Source organism: Bradyrhizobium sp. USDA 4532 (genome assembly GCF_024171315.1).
GTDB classification, from domain to species: domain Bacteria; phylum Pseudomonadota; class Alphaproteobacteria; order Rhizobiales; family Xanthobacteraceae; genus Bradyrhizobium; species Bradyrhizobium australafricanum.
Genome location: NZ_JALJZN010000001.1, coordinates 2,424,304 through 2,446,470, shown reverse-complemented (window position 1 = coordinate 2,446,470; position 22,167 = coordinate 2,424,304). Strand labels below are relative to the sequence as shown.

23 protein-coding genes are annotated in these 22,167 nt (G+C 62.7%); 16 read left to right on the top strand and 7 right to left on the bottom strand.

The genetic code is table 11. The features are described from left to right. Positions 1-2 precede the first annotated feature (2 nt). Positions 3-599: a formate dehydrogenase FDH3 subunit beta gene (gene fdh3B, locus J2R76_RS11940; RefSeq protein WP_011088224.1), complete on the top strand. Its 597-nt coding sequence runs from the start codon at positions 3-5 to the stop codon at positions 597-599. Between the two features lie 41 nt (positions 600-640). Then, a complete protein-coding gene (locus tag J2R76_RS11935) occupies positions 641-1,633 on the top strand; it encodes a formate dehydrogenase subunit gamma (protein WP_253623991.1) in 993 nt (330 codons plus the stop codon). 29 nt (positions 1,634-1,662) lie between these two features. Here the strand turns inward: J2R76_RS11935 and J2R76_RS40610 are convergent, their stop codons facing one another. Continuing rightward, complete coding sequence (locus J2R76_RS40610) at positions 1,663-1,785, bottom strand: hypothetical protein (RefSeq protein WP_256520575.1); 123 nt, start codon at positions 1,783-1,785, stop codon at positions 1,663-1,665. A gap of 617 nt (positions 1,786-2,402) precedes the next feature. On the opposite strand from J2R76_RS40610, the gene J2R76_RS11930 reads away from it, so the two are divergent. Further along, positions 2,403-3,047: an ATP-dependent Clp protease proteolytic subunit gene (locus tag J2R76_RS11930; RefSeq protein ID WP_168856823.1), complete on the top strand. Its 645-nt coding sequence runs from the start codon at positions 2,403-2,405 to the stop codon at positions 3,045-3,047. A 440-nt stretch (positions 3,048-3,487) separates the two neighbouring features. Then, positions 3,488-3,805, top strand: a complete 318-nt coding sequence (locus J2R76_RS11925) for a hypothetical protein (RefSeq protein WP_253623990.1) — start codon at positions 3,488-3,490, stop codon at positions 3,803-3,805. 36 nt (positions 3,806-3,841) lie between these two features. Here the strand turns inward: J2R76_RS11925 and J2R76_RS11920 are convergent, their stop codons facing one another. After that, positions 3,842-4,261 (bottom strand): hypothetical protein, encoded by a 420-nt coding sequence (locus J2R76_RS11920; RefSeq protein ID WP_057017141.1) that lies wholly within the window; start codon positions 4,259-4,261, stop codon positions 3,842-3,844. Between the two features lie 403 nt (positions 4,262-4,664). On the opposite strand from J2R76_RS11920, the gene J2R76_RS11915 reads away from it, so the two are divergent. Continuing rightward, a complete protein-coding gene (locus tag J2R76_RS11915; protein ID WP_076826310.1) occupies positions 4,665-5,744 on the top strand; it encodes an AI-2E family transporter in 1,080 nt (359 codons plus the stop codon). Next, positions 5,744-6,181 (top strand): potassium channel family protein, encoded by a 438-nt coding sequence (locus tag J2R76_RS11910; protein ID WP_038385267.1) that lies wholly within the window; start codon positions 5,744-5,746, stop codon positions 6,179-6,181. The genes J2R76_RS11915 and J2R76_RS11910 overlap by 1 nt, the downstream gene beginning before the upstream one ends. A gap of 6 nt (positions 6,182-6,187) precedes the next feature. Here the strand turns inward: J2R76_RS11910 and J2R76_RS11905 are convergent, their stop codons facing one another. Continuing rightward, positions 6,188-6,856, bottom strand: a complete 669-nt coding sequence (locus J2R76_RS11905; protein WP_057017143.1) for a helix-turn-helix domain-containing protein — start codon at positions 6,854-6,856, stop codon at positions 6,188-6,190. A 302-nt stretch (positions 6,857-7,158) separates the two neighbouring features. Here J2R76_RS11905 and J2R76_RS11900 point away from each other — a divergent pair, with 302 nt between their 5' ends. The 3 genes from J2R76_RS11900 to J2R76_RS11890 all read left to right on the top strand — a co-directional run bounded on the left by J2R76_RS11900 (position 7,159) and on the right by J2R76_RS11890 (position 10,247). Beyond that, complete coding sequence (locus tag J2R76_RS11900; RefSeq protein WP_253623989.1) at positions 7,159-8,952, top strand: ABC transporter substrate binding protein; 1,794 nt, start codon at positions 7,159-7,161, stop codon at positions 8,950-8,952. A gap of 118 nt (positions 8,953-9,070) precedes the next feature. Further along, entirely contained in the window at positions 9,071-9,703 is a 633-nt protein-coding gene (locus tag J2R76_RS11895) for a response regulator transcription factor (RefSeq protein WP_168856818.1), read from the top strand. Between the two features lie 124 nt (positions 9,704-9,827). Next, positions 9,828-10,247, top strand: a complete 420-nt coding sequence (locus tag J2R76_RS11890; RefSeq protein WP_309143535.1) for a response regulator — start codon at positions 9,828-9,830, stop codon at positions 10,245-10,247. 16 nt (positions 10,248-10,263) lie between these two features. On the opposite strand, the gene J2R76_RS11885 is transcribed toward J2R76_RS11890, so the two are convergent. Next, positions 10,264-10,707 carry an invasion associated locus B family protein gene (locus J2R76_RS11885; RefSeq protein ID WP_309143534.1) on the bottom strand — a complete coding sequence of 148 codons (444 nt, stop codon included), beginning with the start codon at positions 10,705-10,707 and terminating at the stop codon, positions 10,264-10,266. 165 nt (positions 10,708-10,872) lie between these two features. Further along, the gene (locus J2R76_RS11880; protein ID WP_168856815.1) at positions 10,873-11,760 is read right to left on the bottom strand and encodes a S9 family peptidase; all 888 of its coding nucleotides are present in this window, start codon (positions 11,758-11,760) and stop codon (positions 10,873-10,875) included. Between the two features lie 162 nt (positions 11,761-11,922). Between J2R76_RS11880 and J2R76_RS11875 the strand changes: the two genes are divergently transcribed. From J2R76_RS11875 to J2R76_RS11865, 3 genes are all read left to right on the top strand, one after another. Further along, complete coding sequence (locus J2R76_RS11875; protein WP_168856814.1) at positions 11,923-13,617, top strand: SulP family inorganic anion transporter; 1,695 nt, start codon at positions 11,923-11,925, stop codon at positions 13,615-13,617. Positions 13,618-13,802: 185 nt separating this feature from the next. Further along, positions 13,803-16,553 carry a decarboxylase gene (locus tag J2R76_RS11870; RefSeq protein ID WP_253623988.1) on the top strand — a complete coding sequence of 917 codons (2,751 nt, stop codon included), beginning with the start codon at positions 13,803-13,805 and terminating at the stop codon, positions 16,551-16,553. A gap of 91 nt (positions 16,554-16,644) precedes the next feature. Continuing rightward, positions 16,645-17,079 (top strand): hypothetical protein, encoded by a 435-nt coding sequence (locus tag J2R76_RS11865; RefSeq protein ID WP_057017289.1) that lies wholly within the window; start codon positions 16,645-16,647, stop codon positions 17,077-17,079. Positions 17,080-17,121: 42 nt separating this feature from the next. Here the strand turns inward: J2R76_RS11865 and ppk2 are convergent, their stop codons facing one another. Then, positions 17,122-17,922: a polyphosphate kinase 2 gene (gene ppk2, locus J2R76_RS11860; RefSeq protein ID WP_057017150.1), complete on the bottom strand. Its 801-nt coding sequence runs from the start codon at positions 17,920-17,922 to the stop codon at positions 17,122-17,124. Between the two features lie 22 nt (positions 17,923-17,944). Further along, positions 17,945-18,400 (bottom strand): hypothetical protein, encoded by a 456-nt coding sequence (locus J2R76_RS11855; protein ID WP_057017151.1) that lies wholly within the window; start codon positions 18,398-18,400, stop codon positions 17,945-17,947. 155 nt (positions 18,401-18,555) lie between these two features. Between J2R76_RS11855 and J2R76_RS11850 the strand changes: the two genes are divergently transcribed. The 4 genes from J2R76_RS11850 to J2R76_RS11835 all read left to right on the top strand — a co-directional run bounded on the left by J2R76_RS11850 (position 18,556) and on the right by J2R76_RS11835 (position 22,070). Beyond that, entirely contained in the window at positions 18,556-18,993 is a 438-nt protein-coding gene (locus J2R76_RS11850) for a hypothetical protein (RefSeq protein WP_194295332.1), read from the top strand. Then, complete coding sequence (locus J2R76_RS11845; protein WP_253623987.1) at positions 18,986-20,218, top strand: HlyD family secretion protein; 1,233 nt, start codon at positions 18,986-18,988, stop codon at positions 20,216-20,218. Before J2R76_RS11850 ends, J2R76_RS11845 begins: the two co-directional genes overlap by 8 nt. A gap of 24 nt (positions 20,219-20,242) precedes the next feature. Further along, positions 20,243-20,656 (top strand): hypothetical protein, encoded by a 414-nt coding sequence (locus tag J2R76_RS11840; protein WP_253623986.1) that lies wholly within the window; start codon positions 20,243-20,245, stop codon positions 20,654-20,656. A 103-nt stretch (positions 20,657-20,759) separates the two neighbouring features. Beyond that, positions 20,760-22,070: a TAXI family TRAP transporter solute-binding subunit gene (locus J2R76_RS11835; RefSeq protein WP_210262741.1), complete on the top strand. Its 1,311-nt coding sequence runs from the start codon at positions 20,760-20,762 to the stop codon at positions 22,068-22,070. The last annotated feature ends 97 nt before the right edge of the window (positions 22,071-22,167 follow it).

Here is a 22,167-nt window from a genome sequence, read left to right as displayed (position 1 = left end):
CGATGGCACGTATGAAATTTCTCTGCGACGCCGACCGTTGCATCGAGTGCAACGCCTGCGTCACGGCTTGCAAGAACGAGCACGAGGTGCCCTGGGGCATCAACCGCCGCCGGGTCGTCACCATCGCCGACGGCAAGCCGGGCGAACGCTCGGTCTCGATGGCCTGCATGCACTGCACCGACGCGCCCTGTGCGGCGGTGTGCCCGGTGAATTGTTTCTATACCACCGCCGACGGCGTGGTTCTGCACTCCAAGGATCTCTGCATCGGCTGCGGCTACTGCTTCTACGCCTGTCCGTTCGGCGCGCCGCAATATCCGAAGGTCGGCAATTTCGGCTCGCGCGGAAAAATGGACAAATGCACCTATTGTGCCGGCGGTCCCGAGGCCGATGGCAGCAAGGAAGAGTACGAGAAATACGGCGCGAACCGGCTTGCCGAAGGCAAGCTGCCGCTGTGCGCGGAGATGTGCTCGACCAAGTCGCTACTCGCCGGCGACGGCGAGATCATTGCCCAGATCTATAAAGAGCGCGTGCTGAAGCGCGGCTACGGCTCAGGCGCATGGGGCTGGAAGACCGCCTATCGCGAGACGATCGAGTCCTGACGACGACCTGGCGCGGGTCGCGTCGATATCGGGAGGACCTTATGGCGTGTTTTGCACGATGTGTTCGGCTCGTCATTGGCGTGGCTGGACTCCTGCTGCTCGTCTCCGCGGCTTCCCCGTCCGTAGCCCAGCAGGTCAACCCGACCGCAAGCGCGGTCAAGGAGCAGCAGCTGCTGCAGGAACTGAACCGGGTGCAGGGACGCGTCAGCATTCCCGACCAGCGCTCGGGCGTTCTCGAACAGCCGGCTGGCCGTGAATGGCGCGAGTTCCGGAACGTGACGCTGCGCTGGATCGGCGGCATCGCCATTCTTGGCATGCTCGCGGCGCTGGTCATCTTCTATCTCAGCCGCGGGATGGTGCGGCTGCAGAGCGGTCGTTCCGGCCGGACCATCGTCCGCTTTTCCGCATTCGAGCGCTTCGTGCACTGGATGACGGCGACTTGCTTCATCATTCTGGCGATCTCGGGGTTGAACGTCACTTTTGGACGTCCATTGCTGCTGCCGCTGATCGGCCACGAGGCATTTTCCGAATGGTCGCAATGGGCGAAATATGTTCACAACTATCTCAGCTTCCCGTTCACCATCGGCGTCGTGCTGATCTTCCTGATGTGGATCGCCGGCAATATCCCGAACAAGGCGGATGTCGACTGGATCAAGCGCGGCGGCGGCATCGTCGGGCACGATCATCCGCCGGCCTATCGTTTCAACGCCGGCCAGAAGGCGATCTACTGGATCGTGGTCATCGGCGGAGGTCTGGTGGCGGCGACGGGATATGCGCTGATGTTCCCGTTCTACCTGTCAGGCATCGAAGGAATGCAGCTCGCGCAGATCGTCCACTCCATCGTCGCGATGCTCTTCACGGCAGTGATGCTGGCGCACATCTATATCGGCACGATCGGCATGGAAGGCGCGTTCGAGGCGATGGGAAGCGGCACCGTCGATGTCAATTGGGCCAGGGAGCACCACAGCCTCTGGCTGGAAGAGGAGAATGCGCGCGGTGCGCGACCCCAGCCCTCCGTCACCGCGGCGGAGTAGGGGGCGCGCAGCCGTTGAACGCGAAATTGCTACAGCCGTACGCCCGTCGTTGCAAAGGCCTGTGCGACCGGTTCTTGCACCCGGTTCAGCGCCAGGGCCCCGAATGCCGACACGACGACGGCGGCCACGCAGGCGAGCAAGAAGACTTTCATTGTCGTTCTCCCAAATCGATCGGGATGCAGTGGGAGTTTACACAAGATGACGCGACGCGGACAGCGTTGTCCGGCGCGTGTGGGCGGCCATCGCTCAAGCCATGGGGCGCAAGCGGCGGCTTTCGGGACGCTGCACCATCGAGACGCCGCATCCCGCGTTGGGTTGCCTTCGACCAGCAGGTCGCGTGGAGCGTGGATTGATCGCGTATGTCGAGCCTTAATGGGATTCCTCAGGCGGTCCGGTCCCCTCAAGGATCGGGGGCAAAAAGAAATAAATGAAATGAATGACTTAAGGTAGAGATTGTCGGTGACCCCGATGCTGGATTGGACTGGCTGATCCCAGGGTCACGGTAGATGATGTTTGCTCTCGGCACAGAGCGTGCGCTTCTAGACGTCAAAATGGCGCTCCCGCCTGCGCGCTTGCTGAATTGGGTTTGATTCAGATCAACCCACGATGCGCGTCGATGCTCTGTCTATGGTGTGAGGTACCGGGTCCAATGGGGAGCGCCGTGGCAGCCTGGAAGCACGCTTTGAGGGTCCTCCGCGCGACATTTATCGATGGCGACGCAAACAGCCGGAGCGCCACGCATGGGTCGATGCGGATTGCAGGATGCGTTTTGAGCATCGCGGTCGTGCTGACCTCGACGAACTGTCTCGCGATGGAGTTTTCCCGTGTCCAGGGGTGCTTTGGAGATGTCTTGAAGCTCAGTGGAGATATCAGGGATGGGGACTTTGTCCGCTTTCGCGGATATCTGGCGACTGAGCGTCGGGTCGTTGGCCTCGATCTCGATTCCCGAGGTGGGTCCCTCTACGAAGGCTTCCGAATCGCCATGCTCGCGCACCAGAGGCAAATCGCCAGTTACGTTTCCGGAGAATGCGACTCGGCATGCGCTTTCATTTTCCTGGCGAGCAGGAAGCGTTATGTGGCGCCAAATGCCAAGATTGGCGTCCATTCGGTTTCCAATTTACACGGCAACGAGGACAGTCGAACGATTCGTGACACGATCAAGCTTGCGAGGTTGTCGGCCAAGCTCCGTATTCCTCCGTCGGCCATCGGCAGGATGGTCATGACTCCGCCGGGAAAGATCTCCTATTTGAACAAGGAGGAACTCGCTTCGCTGAAGGTCATGGAGCGGAATCCGTTTGATCGCACGGCGACCGCGGAATCAAGGAGTGGCTCCATGTGCGGCGCGGCGCCCTCGAAGAGCGCGTCGGAGGAGCAACGTCCGATGCTGAACGCCGCCGGCTCGAAGGGAAGCTAGGGCGCTGGTTGAGCGGGCCTTGGCGCCGAACCGGCTCGTATAGCCCAATTGGGTCAGTCAAGCCGTCGCACGTGACCCCGACTGCTTGGCACAAGCTGCACTGGTCTCTCCATTCCACCGCGATCTACAATCGCAGCCATGGGGTATACCAGCGACAGATTTCGGCGAGTGCGTGGCGCAAGCCAGCCGGCTGGCGCTCGCAATTGGCTGCGTCGCTGGCTTGAAGAGGCCGACGGCGATATTGCCTTCAAGGTCGTGGTCGTGACGGCCGGGATGCTGTCGACCGCGGCGGTCGCCTTTGGATTGCTATCGTCCTGAGCGCGCCTCTTGTTTGCCGCGCGTGATGCTGGAATTGTCGTTCTGAGGTGCTCCGCCCGTGAAGCTCTGACAAGATGAGATATCGTCTTCAGTACGACACGGATCATTCCCGGCGGCAATGAATGCACTTCGAATTAGCTGAAAAATCGAGCGGACGTCGAGACCGTCTGGCGGCCAGGTTGGGCGTCGGGACCTGCGCCGCGACCTTCCTGTTTTGTTGCGCGCAACAGACGGCCGCGCTGCCGCTGACGCCTTTCCGCTATGAAGCCCAGGCTCAGCGGCATTGCCCCGGCGATAGCGTGGTCTGGCTCGATTTTCGGCGCGGACGCTACTACCTCAAAGGGCAAAGCCGCTATGCCAGGGGCTTCGATGGCGGCTTCGTGTGCAGGAATGAAGCGCGCGAGAGCGGCTATCGGCGTTCGCTGCTCGTCCTTCGGTGACATCACCGAAGGCCGGCCTGTCACGTAAAGCCGGCACTACCATCCGTCATAGTAGCGTGGCCGAGCGTAATAGCCGTAGCCTCCGCCCGGTGGGCAATAGTCGTAGCCATAGCCGCCGCCATAGCCGTATCCACCGCCATAGTAGGGATACCCGCCATAGTAGGCCGAGCTCGCGATGGCTCCGCCAACGATCGCACCGGCGGCTGCAGCGCCCCAGCCTCGATAGCCCCATCCACGATAGCCTCCCCAGCCGCCGGTGCCGCGCCAACCGCGATAGCCCCAGCCGCCGCCGCGCCAGCCGCCCCAGCCGCCCCAGCGCACCTGAAGGGCGGTGTTGCTCTCGACCATGCCCTTCATGGCCGCGACGTTGGTCGGCAACGGGGCCGCCTGGCTCGCGCCAATGCCGACCATGCTCGCAAGCAGGATCAAGGCCGGCAGGGTCTTGGTGTTCTTCATGACGTCCTCCACATCGGGGTGACACAGGCAGTCGCGACCGAAAGGCAGCCAAATCGAGAGCGGCTTTCCGATCCATGAGGACGCCGAGCCTGTCAGCCGCGGCCGGCCCGAAGCTTGATTTGAATCAAAGTGGCAAGAGGGCGGTGCGGACGATTGATCCTGCGCCTGGGACAATTGCCGCGGATAGGCAGGACGCCGCCTGATGGGGCGCGCTCGCGCTCGTGATCCCGACCGCGAATGCATCCCGGCGAAGTCGGAGCGGCCCCCGATTCCTGCGCCCGAACCGGGCCGCTTCCTCGGTGAAAGTCCGGACGCGTCACGCTTGATCTGAATCAAGCCGTGCGCAGCAAGGCGATGGCATCGCTTCCCGCGTAGCTGCTGATGCTCGATCGAAAGCACGCTCTTGAAAACCCTTCGCCAGCTCGTGACCGGAGACGAGTTCGTCCAGCTCGCAATTCGCCTCGGATTGCTGGCACTGTTGATCTACTGGTCGTTCGTTCTGGTCAGCCCGTTCGTGCCGATCCTGGCCTGGAGCGTGGTGCTCGCGGTCGCGCTCTACCCCGTCTTCACCTGGCTCGCAGCAATGCTCGGCGGCCATACCGGCGTCGCGGCGCTCGTGCTGACCTTGATCTCTCTGGGAGTCGTCATCGGGCCGGCGACCTGGCTCGGAATCGGAGCGGTAGAGGGGGTGAGGGAACTCGCCGAACAACTCGGCGCTGGCCACGTGGTCGTGCCGTCGCCGCCGCCCGAGATCAAGGATTGGCCGCTGATCGGCGGCCCACTCCATGAGATCTGGGATCGGGCGTCGACCAATCTGCGTGCAGTGCTGCGCGAGGTCGTGCCGCAACTGAAGCCGTTGGCCGGGACCCTGTTTGCATTTGCCAGCGATGCCGGGATCGGGATGCTGAAGTTTCTGCTGGCGGTCGTCGTGGCAGGGTTTCTGTTTCCCTATGGCTTGCAGCTTGCGGCGGCGTGCCGGAGCTTTCTGTCCCGCATCGTGCCGGAGCAGAGCGAGCACTTCCTCGACCTTGCAGGTGCGACCATCCGGGCGGTTTCCCGCGGCGTCATTGGCGTCGCCGTCCTGCAATCGCTGCTGGCCGGCATTGGCTTCAAGCTGGCGGGGATCCCGAGCGCGGGGCTGCTGGCGTTTGTCGTGATGCTGCTGGCGATCGTGCAGATCGGGGCGGCAATCGTGCTGTTTCCGGTCATCATCTGGCTATGGTCGGCCAAGGATTTCACGACCGCGCTCGCCCTCACGTTCTTCTTCCTGGTCGTCGGCGTCCTCGACAATGTGCTGAAGCCGCTGGTGATGGGGCGGGGCCTGACCACGCCGGCGCTCGTCATCTTTGTCGGCGTGATCGGCGGCACGCTTGCCCACGGGATCGTGGGCCTGTTCATCGGTCCAATCATTCTCGCGGTCGCCTGGGAATTGCTCACGGCATGGATCCGGGACGACCGCGCCCGGCTGGCGGGAGAGCGATAATGCTGTTTCAGCTCCTCGTGGGATCGGCGGTGAGCGCGATCAACATCGCGATCCATTCGCTATGGACGGTCGCGGCCATCGGGTTGCTTCGCAACGTTGCCTTGAGCGCGGCCGGCCGGGCGGGGCTACAGCTCAGCGGCGTGATGGTCGCAACCGCGCTTGCGCTGATGCTGGCTCACACGCTTGAGATCGTGGTGTGGAGCCTGGCCTATTGGGTGCTCGGCGCCGCGCCCGCCGGCAGCAATCTGCTGTATTTCGCCTTTGTGAACTACACCACGCTCGGCTATGGCGACGTCATCCCGGTCAAGCAATGGCTATTGATCGGACCGATGGCGGCCATGAACGGCATTCTCATGTTCGGGTGGTCGACCGCGGTGTTGTTCGAGGTGTTGCAAAAGACCATCGAGCGCCAGACGGCGCTGACGAAATCCCCCTGACGTCGGCTAGTTGTCCAGCCTGGACAGCTGGTCGCGGTCGACCAGCATGATCTCGCGCTGGTTCGAGCCAAGGAAGTTGAGCGCGCCGTACGCGTGCAGCTTGGATAGCGCACGTGACACGGTTTCGAGCGTCAATCCGAGATAGTCGGCAATATCACGCCGGCACATCGGCAAGGCGACGACGCCGACTCCGGTCAGCCGGCGATCCATTTCGAGCAGAAAAGCCGCAACCCGCTCCAATGCGGTCTTGCGGCCGAGTAGCAGCATGTGCTCCTCGGCATGCCGCAGGTTGCTGGTCGTCATGACCAGCAGGTTGCGAGCCAGGGCGAAATCGGAGTCGGCCACGCGTTCGAGGCTGATCCGCCTGATCAGGTGCACGTTCGTGTCGACGATGGCTTCCGCGGTAAAGCGATGGGTTTCGGCATTCTCGAGGCCGAAAATATCCCCGACGAGGTGAAAGGCACCGATCTGGCGGCGTCCGTCGGAAAGCAGCTTGTAGCTGCGGACCGCCCCCGAAACCACCTGGTAGACGTACTCTGCCGGCTCCTTCTCCCCGTAGATCTCGGTGCCTTTCCTGTAGTGGAATTCGCTGGTGATGCAGTTGGCGTGCCGGACGGTCAACCCACCGAGGATGCTCGGCACATTGGCCGGTCTGACATTGACGCGAGCGAACATGGACTAACTCTCTCGGGTAACGACTGGTGCAGCGTCCGCGGCGGCTCGAAATGCTTGTCCCGCGCGCAATGACTACGACGGAGTCCGGCCGGTCTCTATTGGTCTTGAGGTCATTGTCCTAAAGGACAGGGTGCGCGAAATGCGACAATTTGTTCGTAAATTGATGCGCACCGTCTTAGATCACTTTTCAATTTTCACGATGATAACCGGGTGCTAGCTTTCTAACTCGTTGGTCTCCGGCTCCGAACGCTATGGGCAAGGCAATTCGGCTCTCTGGCCTGGTCATCTTCCTGGCTGCGTTATTGGCGCCGGTCGGCCTCCAGGCGCAACAGATGCGCCCGCATTCCATGCTGGTGCTGGACCAATCCGATCGACGTGGCCCCTTCTACTACCAGGTGTTCGTTGGCCTAAGGGATGGGGTGAGCGCTCACGGGCACGCGCCGACCACCGTCTACACCGAAAGCCTCGATCTCAATCGCTTCGGGGGCGAGGCCTATCAGGAGGATTTCCGGCGATTCCTCGAGGCGAAATATCGCGATCGGCCGATCGGCGTGGTGGTCACCATTGGCGCGGCTGCGCTTGAGCTTGCGCTCCGCTGGCGCCCTCAGCTCTGGCCCGACACGCCGATCGTGTTTTCGCTGGTCGAAGAGGCTGATTTCAAGCGATTGCAGCCGCCGGCCCATGTTACCGGCGGCATCGTGAACTTGAAACTCAAGGATGCCGTCACGGCTGCCCGCGCCGTGTTGCCGGGCCTCAAGACCGTCGTGCTGGTTGGCGCGGACTGGGACCGGCAAGTTCTGTTTCGCAATTGGAAAGACCAGGCAGCGGCCGGCATTCCGGGCCTCGACATCATCGAGATCATCGGACGTCCGATGCCCGAGATCGTTGAGCGGGTCGCGGCGCTCCCCGATCATAGCGCGATCATCTACACGGGCCTCTATAGCGACGGCAAAGGCAACTATTATCCGCCGTCGGATGCCCTCACATTTGTCGCGGCAAGAGCCAATCGTCCGATTGTCGTCGCCGCGGAGACCTTCCTCGGGGCGGGCGGCATCGGCGGATTCGTCATAGTTCCGTCGCTGATCGGTGCCGAGGCTGCGGGAAGGGCGCTGCGCATTCTGGATGGCGAGGCGCCCGAAGGCCTGCCACCGTCGGTCATCGATGCGGTGAAGCCGATCTTCAACTGGCGGCAGATGCAGCATTGGGACGTCAGCGAAGCCAGTCTGCCAAAAGGTAGCGAAATTCGCTTCCGTGAGCCATCCTTCCTGGAAAAATATCGTTGGCGGGCCGTTGCGCTGGCAGTGGCGCTGCTGGTTCAAACCGCGCTGATTGCGTTCCTGCTCCACGAGCGTCACATGCGGCGCAGTGCCGAGGTCGAAGCCCGCAGTCGCCTGTCCGAGCTCGCCCATATCAATCGGCAGGCGACTGCCGGAGAACTCTCGTCCTCGATCGCCCATGAGCTCAACCAGCCGCTGGGCTCGATCCTGACCAATGCCGAGAGCGCGGAGCTGATCCTCGCTTCGCCGACGCCCGACCTTCAGGAGGTGCGGGAAATCATTTCCGACATCAAGCGTGATGATCTGCGCGCAAGCGAGGTGATCCGCAGGATGCGCAGCCTGCTCAAGCGTGCGCCATTTGAGAAGAAGGAGATCGACCTCAACCAGACCATGCGGGAAGCATTCGATTTCCTCAAGCTGCAGGCCTCGGCGCGCAACGTCGCGATCTACCTGCAGACCTCGCCGCAGACCCTGCGGGTGAAGGGCGATCCGGTGCAGTTGCAGCAGGTCATTCTCAACCTCGTGGTCAATAGCATGGACGCGATGGCCAAAATGCCCTACGGGCGCACCATCATCGGTCGTACGGAGGTCAATGGGGACGCGTCGGCGGTGATTTCCATCAGCGATTCCGGGCCGGGAATTCCGCAGGACAGGCTGAACGATATCTTCGATCCGTTCTTCACCACAAAGGAGCAGGGCATGGGCATCGGCCTGTCCATCGCACGGACGATCGTTCTGGCGCATAGCGGCCAGCTCTGGGCCGAGAATCAGTCCGGAGGAGGGGCGGTATTCCACCTTTCGCTGCCGCTGGCCGCGTAGCGCGTTTGGGTCTTGTTTGCCGGAGTGCAAGGTTCGATTTACGACGAACGCAGCATTTTCAGATCGCCGCTGAAGGACATTCTACAGGTAACGGCGATCACCCGGCGATGGAGCAGCAATGCACGCTTACGTGCACATAGTCGACGACGACGCCTCGTTTCGCGCAGCGCTGGAGCGTCGGCTCAAGCTCGCAGGCTATCGCGTCGTCACCTACGCATCGGCCCGGGAATTGCTCGACCAATTGCCTGACGACGAAGGGGCCGGCTGTATCCTGCTGGACGTCCGCATTCCCGGAATGAGTGGTCCGGAGCTGCAGCGTCGCCTCAACGAGCTGGGGTCGACGCTCCCGATCGTATTCCTGACCGGACATGCCGACACGGCGACGACCGTCCAGGCGATCAAGGCAGGTGCCGAAGATTTTTTGACCAAGCCGATCGCGTCGGAACAGCTGATCGAGGCGATCAATCGCGCCCTTGCGCGGCACGAACTGGCCCGCGGCCGGCGAACCAGGCTCGATTCGCTGCGCGCGCTGCTGGCGAAGTTGACCCCGCGCGAGCGGCAGGTGTTCGATCTGATTGTGTGCGGCCGGATCAACAAGCAGATTGCCCACGAGCTTGGCACGACCGAACGCACGATCAAGGCGCATCGTCACCAGGTCATGGAGAAGATGCAGGTGCAGTCGCTTGCCGAGCTGGTTTCGATCGCCGAGCAGCTCGGCACGCGCGCGTCCGGTGGCGAGGTCAAGGCTTGATCGGCCGGGCAGCTCTGCCCCTCCTGTCCCATGGTACAATATGAAAGCTCTGTGACGCGGCGTATCTCCGATATTGGCCGCGGGAATATTGCGCGCCGGTAGCCGCTTGACGTGTCCATTATCCATGCGTGGGCGAAGGTCATTCAGCGATAGGGTGAGGCTTCAGGATTTGCCGACCGCGAAACTCGTTTTCGTTGTGGATGATAATCCTTCCATGCTTCGTGGAATCGGACGTCTGCTGCGGGCGTGCGGATTTGCATCCAGGCTATTCGAGACCGGCGGTGCGTTACTGAGACATGGCAGCTTTGACAGCGCAGTCTGTCTGATATTGGACATCAATCTCAGCGATGGGTCCGGGATCGAACTGCGGTACCGCCTGGCGGATCAGGGCATCGAAATCCCCGTCATCTACATCACCGGAAATGACAATCCGGCGACGCGCATGGCGGCAACGGCATCGGGATGCGTTGCCTATCTGACCAAGCCATTCACCGCCAACTCGCTGATCCAGCCGATTGAACGGCTGTTGGCCGGCGTGGTCTAGCGGCAGCCGGTCTCAATCATTCATCGATGACTTGATCGAGCGTCAGCGCAGGCGCGCCCTTGCGCACGCTTGCAAAGCGGTCGAGCGGCACCGATGTCGTCATCGTCAAAATGCTGGTGTCGACGACCTCGATCGAGAGCGTCTTTCCGCCATCCATGTCCTCGAGAAGCTTGGGATCGGCGACATCGGCCGCGATGCACATGTTGGTCGCGCACCAGGTGTAGGGCAACCGATGAACCGCCTTCTGGTCGACCGATAGCTTGACGCCGGCTTGCAGATACATCCCGACCGGCAGGAAGAGCTGGACGCGGCTGCTGCCGTCCTCTCGCTCGATCAGATCGAGGCGAACGGCCGTCTGCCCGGTGGGGAAGGTGCCGGTGATCGTCGTTCGGCACAACGTCTTGGCGCCGGCGGCGTTGAAGCAGACCTTTCGCCACTCGCCATACTTGATGTCTCGCACCGGCTGACGTGCCCCCCGCGGGGCTACTTCGCCGCCGTCCTTCACCGTAGCAGGCGGTGAGGACGTCTGTTGAGCGTGGGCAGCACTGATGCCGGCCGCAAACAGCGCCAACTTCGCCAAGGCACAATATCGGACCATGGATGCTCCTCCAGCGCGAACGGCCGCCTAGCGAACCTTGTCTAGAAATCGTTCGACCAAAGGCGACCATATGGGAATGGAATCGGGAGAGCCGATCAGGAAATGCCCTTCGTCGCCGAACGGCGGCAAAAGATGGTACTCGGCACGACCGCCGGCGCGCGTGAAGGCCTCGTGCATTCGCTTCGACAGGGCCGGGCCGAAGAATGTGTCGTTCTCGATATAGAACCAAAGCATCGGCACCCGCGACGTATGGCCGAACATGCCGGTGGCCTCGACCAGTCTGTCGGGGCCGCAATTGTTGTTGGGTTTGCCATCGACGCGGCCGCCGCGGCCTGCGGCGAAGGTGATGATGGCCTTGATCTGCGGCGGGTTGAGGCTCGACAGCGCGATCGCAGCCCAGCCGCCGGCCGACTGTCCGACGACGATGACATCCTTCGGCAAGGTGCGCTTTTCGGCGGCCATGTAATCGATGATCCAGAGATCGACCTGCGCGACGGCGAGGCCCGCATCGAGGAAATTCGGATTGGTGCATTTGCCGATCTTGGAGAAGAACGGGCCATAAAGACCGCGTTCGGGAATATCGATGGCCGCCGCGCCATAGCCGGTCCCGACCGGTGCCACCACGAGATAGCCGCGCCGTGCGAACCACATTGCGGCATCGCGAAATTCGACCAGCGGGAAGAAGCTGCGATCCCTGGCGTTCAATGACACGCCGTGGTTCATGATGACCAGCGGGAAAGGGCCATCGCCGAGCGGACGGACCAGATAAGCGAACATTGGCAGCGGGGTTGGCAACGCCCAGATCTCTTCCTGGATGCGCTGGGATGTGGCTTGGTCCTCCGCGCGCGCCGGAGCGATCAGGCCAAGCAACAGCAGCGCTGCGGTTGCGAGGGTCCGTAAGCGGTGCTGACGCATGCCATGCGCTCCGGCAGTCATCTGGCAAATGTGCAGGTCACGGCGATCGAGCCGCGCAAGATCAGAAGCACATTGAGGACTGCAAGGCTTGATCTGAATCAACGCGCATCGGGCCCGCCGGCGCAACCACATGCGACCATTGTGCGTCATACGGCGGGCTTGATGTCGATCCAGGCAGAGACGAGTTGGATGCGCTGGTTTCCGCCGGCGAACTGGCTCGCCGACTACCGCGCATCCTGGCTCGGGGCGGACGCAATCGCCGGGGTCACGCTGGCGGCCTACGCTATTCCGGTGTCGCTGGCCTATGCTGGGCTTGCGGGTCTGCCACCGCAGATCGGCGTCTATGGCTATCTGCTCGGCGGCGTGGGCTACGCGCTGCTGGGCTCGTCCCGGCAGCTCGCGGTCGGACCCACGTCGGCGATCTCGCTGATGATCGCCGGCGCTGTCGGCATATTGGCCGGCGGCGACGCCGCGCGTTACGGGCAGATTGCCAGTCTCGTGGCCTTCAGCGTCGCAGTGCTCTGCCTGATTGCCTGGCTGTTCAAGCTCAGCCTGCTGGTGCGGCTGATCAGCGACAGTATTCTGGTGGGCTTCAAGGCCGGAGCGGGGCTCACCATCATCATGAGCCAGCTGCCGAGCCTGTTCGGCGTAGCTGGAGGCGGCCACAACTTCTTCGACCGCGTGACCAAGCTTGCCGGCCAACTCGGCGATACCAGGCCGCTGGTACTCGGCTTCGGTGTGGCTGCGATCGTGCTGCTCCTGCTCGGTGAGAAGAGACTGCCCGGAAAACCCATTGGGCTGGCAGTGGTCGCGCTGTCCATCCTCGCGGCCACTGCATTCGGGCTCGCAGAATTGGGACTGCCGGTGACCGGGCCGATCCCGACCGGGTTGCCGACGATGTCGTTACCGACATTTGGTCTGCTCGAATTTGACGATCTCTTTCCGATCGCTGCCGGATGCCTGGTGCTGGCCTATGTGGAAGGGGTGTCTGCCGCGCGCAGCTTTGCGGCAAAGCATGGCTACCCGCTGGATGTCAGACAGGAGTTTCTGGGACTCGGCGCGGCCAATCTCGCCGCGGCCTTCGGGCATGGCTATCCCGTTGCCGGCGGGTTGTCGCAGTCGGCCGTGAATGACGCTGCCGGCGCACGCACGCCGCTGGCGCTGGTGTTCTGTTCGGCAACCCTCGCGCTCTGCCTGCTGTTCTTCACGGGCCTCCTGACCAATCTGCCGAAGACCGTGCTCGCCGCGATCGTTTTCTCAGCCGTCTACAAACTGGTCGATATTGCGGCGCTCGCCAGAATGTGGCGGATCAGCCGGATCGATTTCTATGCCGCTATCATCGCGCTGGTGTCCGTCCTGTTCCTCGGGATATTGCAGGGCGTGCTGCTGGCGGCCGTCGCTTCGATCTTCCTGCTGCTGTTGCGGGCGTCGCAACCCAATATCGCGTTTCTGGGCCGTCAAGCCGGCAGCGGGCGCTATTCCGACCGGGCGCGACACGATGATGTCGAGCCCTTGACCGGGATCATCGCGTTCCGCCCGGAAACCTCGCTGCTTTATGTCAATGCCGAGACGATCTTCGAAACGGTGCTGGCGGCGCTTCGGATGTCGCCCGACGTCAAGCTGGTGGCCTGTGACCTGTCGGCCTCGCCGTTCATCGACCTTGCGGGGTCGCGCATGCTGCACGACCTTCACCAGGAGCTCGCATCGCGCCAGATCACATTCTGCATCGTCGGCGCGCACGCGCAGTTGCGGGATCTGCTTCGGGCGGATGGTCTTGCCGACAAGACCGATAGCGGCGACTGGATGCGTACGCTCGACAGCGTATTGAGCAACAGGAAGCCGCAGGCAGGAATCTAGCGTGCGCGGCCGCACGGACTGCCGCGACATTCCAGCCTTGTTGCGTCGCAAGACGTCGCGACCATGCGCGCTTGGGGAGCTGTCTCAATCCAGCTTGCAGCTTGACTTGGATCAAAGGGCGCAACGGGCCCGGTTTGTACGATTGGACAGAACCAGCGCTGAGATCACGAGATCGGGAGACACTCATGGCCAACGACGCGAAGCCCGCACAGCAGCGCATCGATCAGTTCTTCTCTGGGCCCGGCGGACGAGCCGACAATTGGCGCGATCTGGTCGAGGCCGCGAAGGTGTGGAGCAGGGGCGGCAACCGTGCGGCGTATGACGCGGCGCTGTCGGCGCTTGCGGTGACGGAGGAGTTTCACGGCTATCCGGGCCTTCGTTTGATGGCGGCGCTGAAGGAAGCTGCGGCGGCGGGCGACGCCGCCACCTCGCATATGCTTGCGACGCGGATTGCGCAGGCGCTTCAGACAAAATCCTTCCGCCAGCATGCAGGTGACTGGAGCACGCAGGACGAGGGCAATGGCGACGTTCCCGATCTGCTTCCGCCAACTCTGGGGCAATCGGCGGCGAGACGGCCGTATTTCGAGACGCTGATCGTGACCGGAGTGCCAGCCAGCAACTGGCCGGGACTCCTGGCGGAGTGGCGCAAGCTGCGGCGTCCGGTCGACGCCTTCATCTATGAGCCCGTGGTCGTGGGCAACCTCGAGGACGCCTTCTGTGCGGCCATGCTGAACCCCAATATTGCGGCGGTGGTGATCAATGAAGGCTTCGGGCTGCGCTCGCGCCACGATGCGCCGGTGCTTCGTGCCATGACCGGCGCCATGGGGCTCAGCGAGGAGTCCGATGCGTCCGCGCTCCGGTTGGCCCATATCCTGAAGCGGGTGCGTCCCGAGCTTGACCTCTACCTGATGTCCAACCGCGACGTCGAGGAGTTGGCCGGCAATCCCGAGGCCGATGTGGTGCGCCGCGTGTTCTACTCGGTCGAGGATATCCTCGAATTGCACCTTTCAATGCTGGAGGGCGTGCAGGATCGCTTCGACACGCCGTTCTTCGACAATTTGAAGAAATATGCGCAGCGGCCGATCGGCACCTTCCACGCGCTGCCGATCGCGCGCGGCAAGTCCGTGTTCAAGTCGGACTGGATCCGCGACATGGGCGAATTCTACGGGCTAAACCTGTTCCTTGCCGAGAGCAGCGCGACCACCGGCGGCCTCGACAGCATGCTGGAGCCGACCGGCAACATCAAGAAGGCACAGGAGAAGGCCGCGCGCGCGCTCGGCGCCGACCGCGTCTACTTCGTGACCAACGGCACCTCGACATCCAACAAGATGGCGGTGCAGGCGCTGCTGGGTCCCGGCGACATCGCAATCGTCGACCGCAATTGCCACAAGTCGCACCACTACGGCATGGTGCTGGCCGGCGCGCAGCCGCTCTACGTCGAGGCATTCCCGATGACGGAATACTCGATGTATGGCGCGGTGCCGTTGCAGACGATCAAGCAGGCACTTCTGAACGCGAAGGCGGATGGCCGGCTCGATCGGGTCAAGATGATCGACCTGACCAATTGCACCTTCGACGGCCACATCTACAACACGCGGCGGGTGATGGAGGAATGCCTCGCGATCAAGCCTGACCTGATCTTCCTCTGGGACGAGGCATGGTTCGGCTTCGCGCGGTTTTCACCGTTCCTGCGGCGGCGAACCGCGATGGGCGCGGCGAACGAGATCGAAGCCTGGATGCGTGATCCCAAATCGGTCGCCGCCTATGAGAAACAGCAGGCCGAGCTCGGCAAGAATCCGTCCGACGAGGTTCTGCTCAAGACCAGGCTGATCCCCGATCCGCGCCAGATCCGGCTGCGCGTCTACCAGACCAACTCGACGCACAAGTCGATGTCGGCGATCCGCCAGGGCTCGATGCTGGCGGTCAAGGACATCGAATTCCACACCGTCGAAGCGCAGTTCAAGGAGGCCGTATTCACGCACGCCTCGACCAGCCCGAACCAGCAGCTGATCGCGAGCCTCGACGTCTCGCGCCGGCAGATGGAGCTCGAGGGCTATGGACTGGTGGCCAATGCCATGGAGATCGCGTTCGCCATCCGCAACGCGGTCAACACCAATCCGTTGATTTCGAGATATTTCCGCGTTCTTGGCGCGGATGCCATGGTGCCGAAGCAATACCGCGAGAGCGGATTCACCGACTATCTGGCGGCCGGGACCAACTGGGCTAGCGCCCTGAAGAGCCTGAACGACGACGAGTTCTGCCTCGATCCGACCCGCATGACGCTGGTCTGCGGCACCGCCGGGTACGACGGAACGTCGTTCAAGGGGCTGCTCGCCAGCCGCTACAACATCCAGGTCAACAAGACCTCGCGCAACTCGGTCCTGATCCAGTCCAACATCAACAATACGCGGAGCGACGTCGCGCATCTCGTCCGGGTGCTGGCCGAAATCTCCGGTGAAATCGATCGCGGCCTGACCAAGGGCGGCGCGAACGCCAGGGTCGACTTCGACATGCGGGTCAACAGCCTGATGAAGGATGTCCCCGACTTGCCGAACTTCTCGCATTTCCACGACGCCTATCGCGGCGATGCCGGCGCGAAGACGAATGAGGGCGACATCCGCGGCGGATTCTATTCGGCCTATGACGCGGCAGGATGCGAATATATTCGCCTGCACGATCCCGAGATCGAAAGGCGTCTGAAGAACGGGCCCGCTCTCGTCTCCGCCAACTTCGTGATTCCCTATCCGCCGGGCTTCCCGATCATGGTCCCTGGCCAGGTTATCACGCAGGAGACCATCGATTTCATGCGCAAGCTGGATGTGAAGGAGATCCATGGCTACGACGCGGCCGAGGGCTTGAAGCTGGTGACGACCGAGGCATTGGGCAGGATGGGCAAGCCGCGAGCGGCCGCGCCGAAGTTCAAGGCTGCATCATAGACGAAGGAGATTCCGCAAGGCGTCTTCGCATTCTTGCGGCGATGAGTCTTGCGCAACGAGGCGTAACGCAACCGGTTCCTGGAGGGACATGATGAGGAAAGTGAGTTTGATCGGAGCTCTCGCAATGCTGGCCATTGGATTGGCCGGCTTCAGCACGCCGTCGCTGGCTGAAACCGGCTCGGTCGCCGTCATCTTCACCAAGGGTGGATTCATCGTTGGTGTCGGAGGCGGCGAGGGCGTCTTGACGCTGCGCGGCAAGCACTATCCGTTCACGGTGTCGGGCATGAGCGTCGGCTTCACGATCGGCGCCTCGACCACCAAGCTGGTCGGGCGCGCCCTCAATCTCAGAGGGCCTGCCTCGATCGAAGGCTCCTACAGCGCGGCAGGCGCCGGTGGGGCGATCGCCGCGGGCGCCGGCGGCGTGCAGCTTCAGAACGCCAATGGCGTGATCCTGCAGCTCAGCGGCCCGAAGGTCGGCGCCGAAGTCTCGGCCGCCGTGGGCGGGGTTTCCATCCGCTTGAAGTAGGTCCAAGGGAGGCCGGCCGCGCGCCCTGCGCGGCCTGTCCTCTCAGTAGCGTTCCTCGACGAACTTCATTCCGCGCAGTCCGGCCTGATCGTTGTAGCGACCCTTGTTGGAGCGCTTGGGGAGCTTGACCTTGTCGCGCTTGACCCGTCCGTGAGGAATTGTCTTCAGCAGGAACGAGATGCAATTCAGCCGCGCCCGCCGCTTGTCGTCGGAACGGATGACGTTCCAGGGCGCGTGCTTCGAGCTCGTCGCCTTGAACATCAGGTCGCGCGCGCGGGAGTAATCATACCAGCGGCGATAGGATTCCGTGTCCATCGGGCTCAGCTTCCATTGCCGCATCGGATCGTCGATCCGCGCCCTGAAGCGGCGCTCCTGCTCCTCCATCCCGACCTCGAGCCACAGCTTGATCAGGATGATGCCGCCCTCGATGATGTATTGCTCCATCTGCGGGCAGAGGGAAAGGAATCGCTTGTGTTCCGCCGGCGTGCAAAACCCCATCACATATTCGACGCCCGCGCGATTGTACCAGCTGCGATCGAAGATCACGATCTCGCCGGCCGCCGGAAACTGCTGCATGTAGCGCTGGATGAAGAGCTGCGACTTCTCACGATCCGAGGGCGCGGGCAGGGCGACCACGCGAAACACGCGCGGGCTGACCTTCTCGGTCAGGGCCTTGATCGTTCCGCCCTTGCCGGCCGCATCGCGTCCCTCGAACAGGATGATGACCCTGAGCTTGTTCGCCTGTACCCAATCCTGGAGCTGGCAGAGCTGGGCCTGCAGCTTCTGCAGCTCTTCCTCATAGTCCTTGCGCTTCATCTTCTCGGTCGGCTTGTCTTTCGCCATGGATATCCGTCCATCGTTTCAACTAATCACCCCAGGCAATGACAATGCCGATGTCGCCGGGCATGCCGCCGGGGTAATCAACGATCTGATAGCGGATGCGGTAGCCGCGCGGCTGCAGGTAGTCAGCCCAGAGCTGGTATATTTCCTTAGGGATACCCGTCAGCGTCTTCTCCCAGCCGGCCTCCATCTGATTGATGGCTCGCCCCTTGTCGGAGCACAGCGAGTTCGGGAAGCGATAGACCTGGACCTCGCTCAAACCATTGCGCACCGCCCGCTGAATCACCGTCGACGCCAGCTTGACCTTCTCGTCCTCGGTAAGCCCGGAGGGCTTGCTCAGCCGCTCGATCAACGCGCGCTTCTCGGCTTCGATAGCAGCCGCACGCTTGGCATGCTCCTCGGCCTTCTCCGCTTCCTTGAGCGCTGCCTGCTTCTGGATCTCGTGCGCCTTCGGGATCAGGTCATCGATCTTGTTTCGCATGGCTGGGGACTCCTAACCCGATCTTCCACCTTGCCCCCGGAACGGTAGGGATGAGCCGACCGGCTTCCTTGATCCAGATCAAGCAAGCGCGATAGGATCGTCAGCAGTGTCGATCAGGATTCGCCTGCGGTGTCATTGCGACCGGGAGACTTGGCTTGAGCGAACAGATGCATCCGGCGGCCCCCCATCATCTGCCGTTTTTCATTCCCGGCGCCGACGGGTCGGACACCCTGATGGTGGTGATGGGCATTTTCCTCGTAGCCACCGTCTTGTGGGTTGGCACTCTGTACTGGAAGCTGCACAGCCTGCCGGAGCGCATGGCGCACAAGAGCCAGAAACTTCAGTTTGAGATCGTCGCCGTTCTCGGCTTGATATCGCTTTTCACCCACATGCATATCTTCTGGGTCGCCGGCCTGTTGCTGGCACTCATCGACCTGCCGGATTTCGGCACGCCGATGCGCAGCATCGCAGATTCCGTCGAGCGCATAGCCGACGCCACGCCGGGCGCTGCCGAACCGGTAGCCGAATCCGGACCTGGCGGCGGTCCCGATGTCCGGACGCCCGCGAAGCAAGAGGTGCACAACCATGCTTGAGCTGATGATCTGCTCGCTGGTGACGATCCTGCCGGATTACCTCTACCGCCGCTATCGGCAAGGCAAGCGGTTCGGCAAGGAGATCACGTTCTTCTCTGTCTGGTATGAACTGAGATGGGGGATCACCGGCTGCCTGATGCTCACGATCTCGCTGATCACGATGATCTTCTACTTTCATCCCTCGACAACCTCGGCGGCGATCTACTTCAGGACCGTGCCGATCCTGCCCGAAGGCTCCGGACGTGTCGTCGAGGTCAATGTCGGCTTCACCGCGCCGGTGAAGAAGGGGGACGTTCTGTTCCGGCTCGACAGTTCGAAGCAGGAGGCCGCGCTCGAGACCGCCAAGCGAAAGATCGCCGAGGTGGATGCGTCGTTGATCGCGGCGCAGGCCGACGTCGTAAAGGCGGACGCTCAGATCGGGGAGGCGAAGGCCTCCTTGCAGCAGGCCAAGGACGAGCTGGAGGTGAAGAGCGAGTTGCAGCGCCGCAATCCCGGCATCGTGCCGCAACGTGACATCGAGAAGCTGCAGGTGCTGGTTGATCAGCGGCAGTCCGGCGTCGATGCCGCCAGCGCCGCCAGGGAGTCGGCGACGTTGCGCGTCTCCACGCTGTTGCCGGCCGAGAAGGCGAGCGCCGAGGCTGCGCGGGCGCAGGCGCAAGTGGATCTCGACAAGACCTTCGTCCGTGCCGGCGTCGATGGCCGCGTCGAGCAATTCCTCGTTCGCCCCGGGGACCTCGTCGCCCAGATCATGCGGCCGGCCGGAATCCTGATACCGGACGAAGCGGGCCGCAACAGGTTGCAGGCGGGATTCGGGCAGATCGAGGCCCAGGTGATGAAGCCCGGCATGGTCGCGGAAGCCACCTGCATGTCGAAACCCTGGGTGATCATTCCACTGGTCGTCACCAGCGTGCAGGATTTCATCGCCGCCGGCCAGTTTCGGGCCAGCGAGCTGTTGATCGACCCGCAGAATCTGCAACAGCCTGGTTCGATCCTCGTGTTCCTCGAGCCGCTCTACAAGGGCGGCCTTGACGGCGTGACGCCGGGCAGCACTTGCATCGTCAATGCCTACACCAGCAACCATGACGAGATTTCCGATCCGAAAACCGGGGCGTTGAAAGGCTTTGCCCTGCACGCCGTCGACGCGACTGCACTCGTTCATGCCTTGCTGCTTCGGATCCAGGCTCTGCTGCTGCCGATCAAGACGCTGGTGCTTAGTGGCCACTGACGGGTGCGAACAGGGAGACAGCAGATGAAACCGGTCCGTAAGCTTCGCGCAATCGTGGCGACGGGCGTGATCTTCGGATTGCCGGGTTACGCGCAGGCTTTCGATCTCACGGGTGCCTGGGCCACGAGCGCCGAGCAATGCCGCAAAGTGTTCGCCCACAAGGGCAGGGCGAACCAGCTGACCTTCACGAACTTCTCAGGCGTCTATGGCGGCGGATTCATCGCCGAGCCCGATCGCCTCCGGAGCAAGTTCGAGAACTGCAAGATCAAATCGCGCAAGGACGACGGCCAGACCATGAACATCATCGTCGGTTGTGCGTCCGGAATCATGGTATCGAATGTGCAGTTCTTCCTTAAGGCCGTCGACGACGATACCATTACGCGCCAATTCCCGGGCATCGAGGGGATGGAGGTCAACTATCATCGTTGCAAGATCTAGAGGCATCCGCTCCCCGCGCTGGCTCAGCGCCGCCGGACCGTTGTCGGCTGGCGCCGAACCGATCGAGTGATGCGCCGTGGATCCCAGCAGGTTGCCGAGGTCATTGCGCATCGCCCTGGTGGCCGGCCTTGTGCTTTTGGCGGGGGGTGCAAGCCTGTTCGCCTATCGCTGGTACGAGCGGCCGACGACCCTGACGATCGCGGTTGGGTCGCTGGACGGCGAGGCCGGGAGGCTGGTCTCGGCGATCGCAGGAAAGTTCGCCCAATCGAAAGCACCAGTCCGGCTCAGCCTGGTCCAGACGCCGGGACCGCTTGAGTCCGCCAAGGCATTCGCGTCCGGAAAGGTGGACCTCGCGGTCGTCCGTGGAGACGTCGGCGATCTATCGCAGGCCCAGGCCGTGATCGTGTTGGCCCACGCCACCGTCCTGTTGGTCGCGCCGCCCGGCGCTGCGATATCTGACGTGGCGGAGTTGAAACGCGTCGCGATCGGTGTGATCGGCGCCGAAGCCAATCAGAAGCTGATCAAGGTGCTGACCGACGAATACGATCTGACGCGCGCGGGCGTGACGTTCAAGCCGCTCGCCCCCGCGGATGCGCGCCGGGCGCTCGACACCAAGGAGGTACGGGCGATCCTGCTCGTCATGCCTTTGACTGAAAAATATCTTTCGCTGCTGCGCAATGTCTTCGCGCGCACCACGCGAGCCGGCCCGGTGATGATCGCCATCGAGTCCGCCGGAGCGATCGCCGAGAAAGAGCGCGCCTACGAAAGCTTCGACGTACCCAAGGGAACCCTGCGCGGCTCGCCGCCTGTTCCTGCCGATGACCTGACGACGCTCCAGACGTCGTTTTATTTGGTAGCACAGAAGAAGCTTGGGAATGACGTGATCAGCGACCTGACGCAGTCGATCATGAACGCGCGGCGAGAGTTGCTCGCCGAACTGCCGGCGCTCTCCCAGATCGCTACGCCTGATACCGACGCGGGCGCCTACATTCCCGTGCATCCCGGGGCGGCTGCGGTCTATGAGGGGACCAGGGAGAGCTTTCTCGATCAATGGGGCAATGCGATCTTCCTGGCGCCGATGATCGCAGGCGGGCTTGCGTCGGTGCTCGCGGCGGCGTGGAAATTTCTCCGCTCGAGCGAGGCACCGAGCCGGAAGGAGGCGCTCGACACGCTTTATGCACTGGCAGGGCGAATTCGGATGGCCAGGCGTGTGTCGGATCTCGAAGAGATCGAGCGCGAAATCGATCAGGTGCTGCGTACGCAGCGCGAGCAGCCGGTCGCGGACGACAAGGCCGAGCGCGCTGTCACGGCGGTGAACGTTGCGGCCCATCGGCTCGAGAACCTGATTCACGACCGCCGCATCCACCTTGCGTCGCGACAGCCGGGCCAGGCCGGAAGCCAGGTCGAAAGCTGAGTCGAAAGCTGAGCCGAAGGACAGTTTCCTTGATCTCGATCAAGGAGGAGAGGGGATCGTGGCCGATGCTGTCGACTGTTGGTGTCGATGGAGGTCG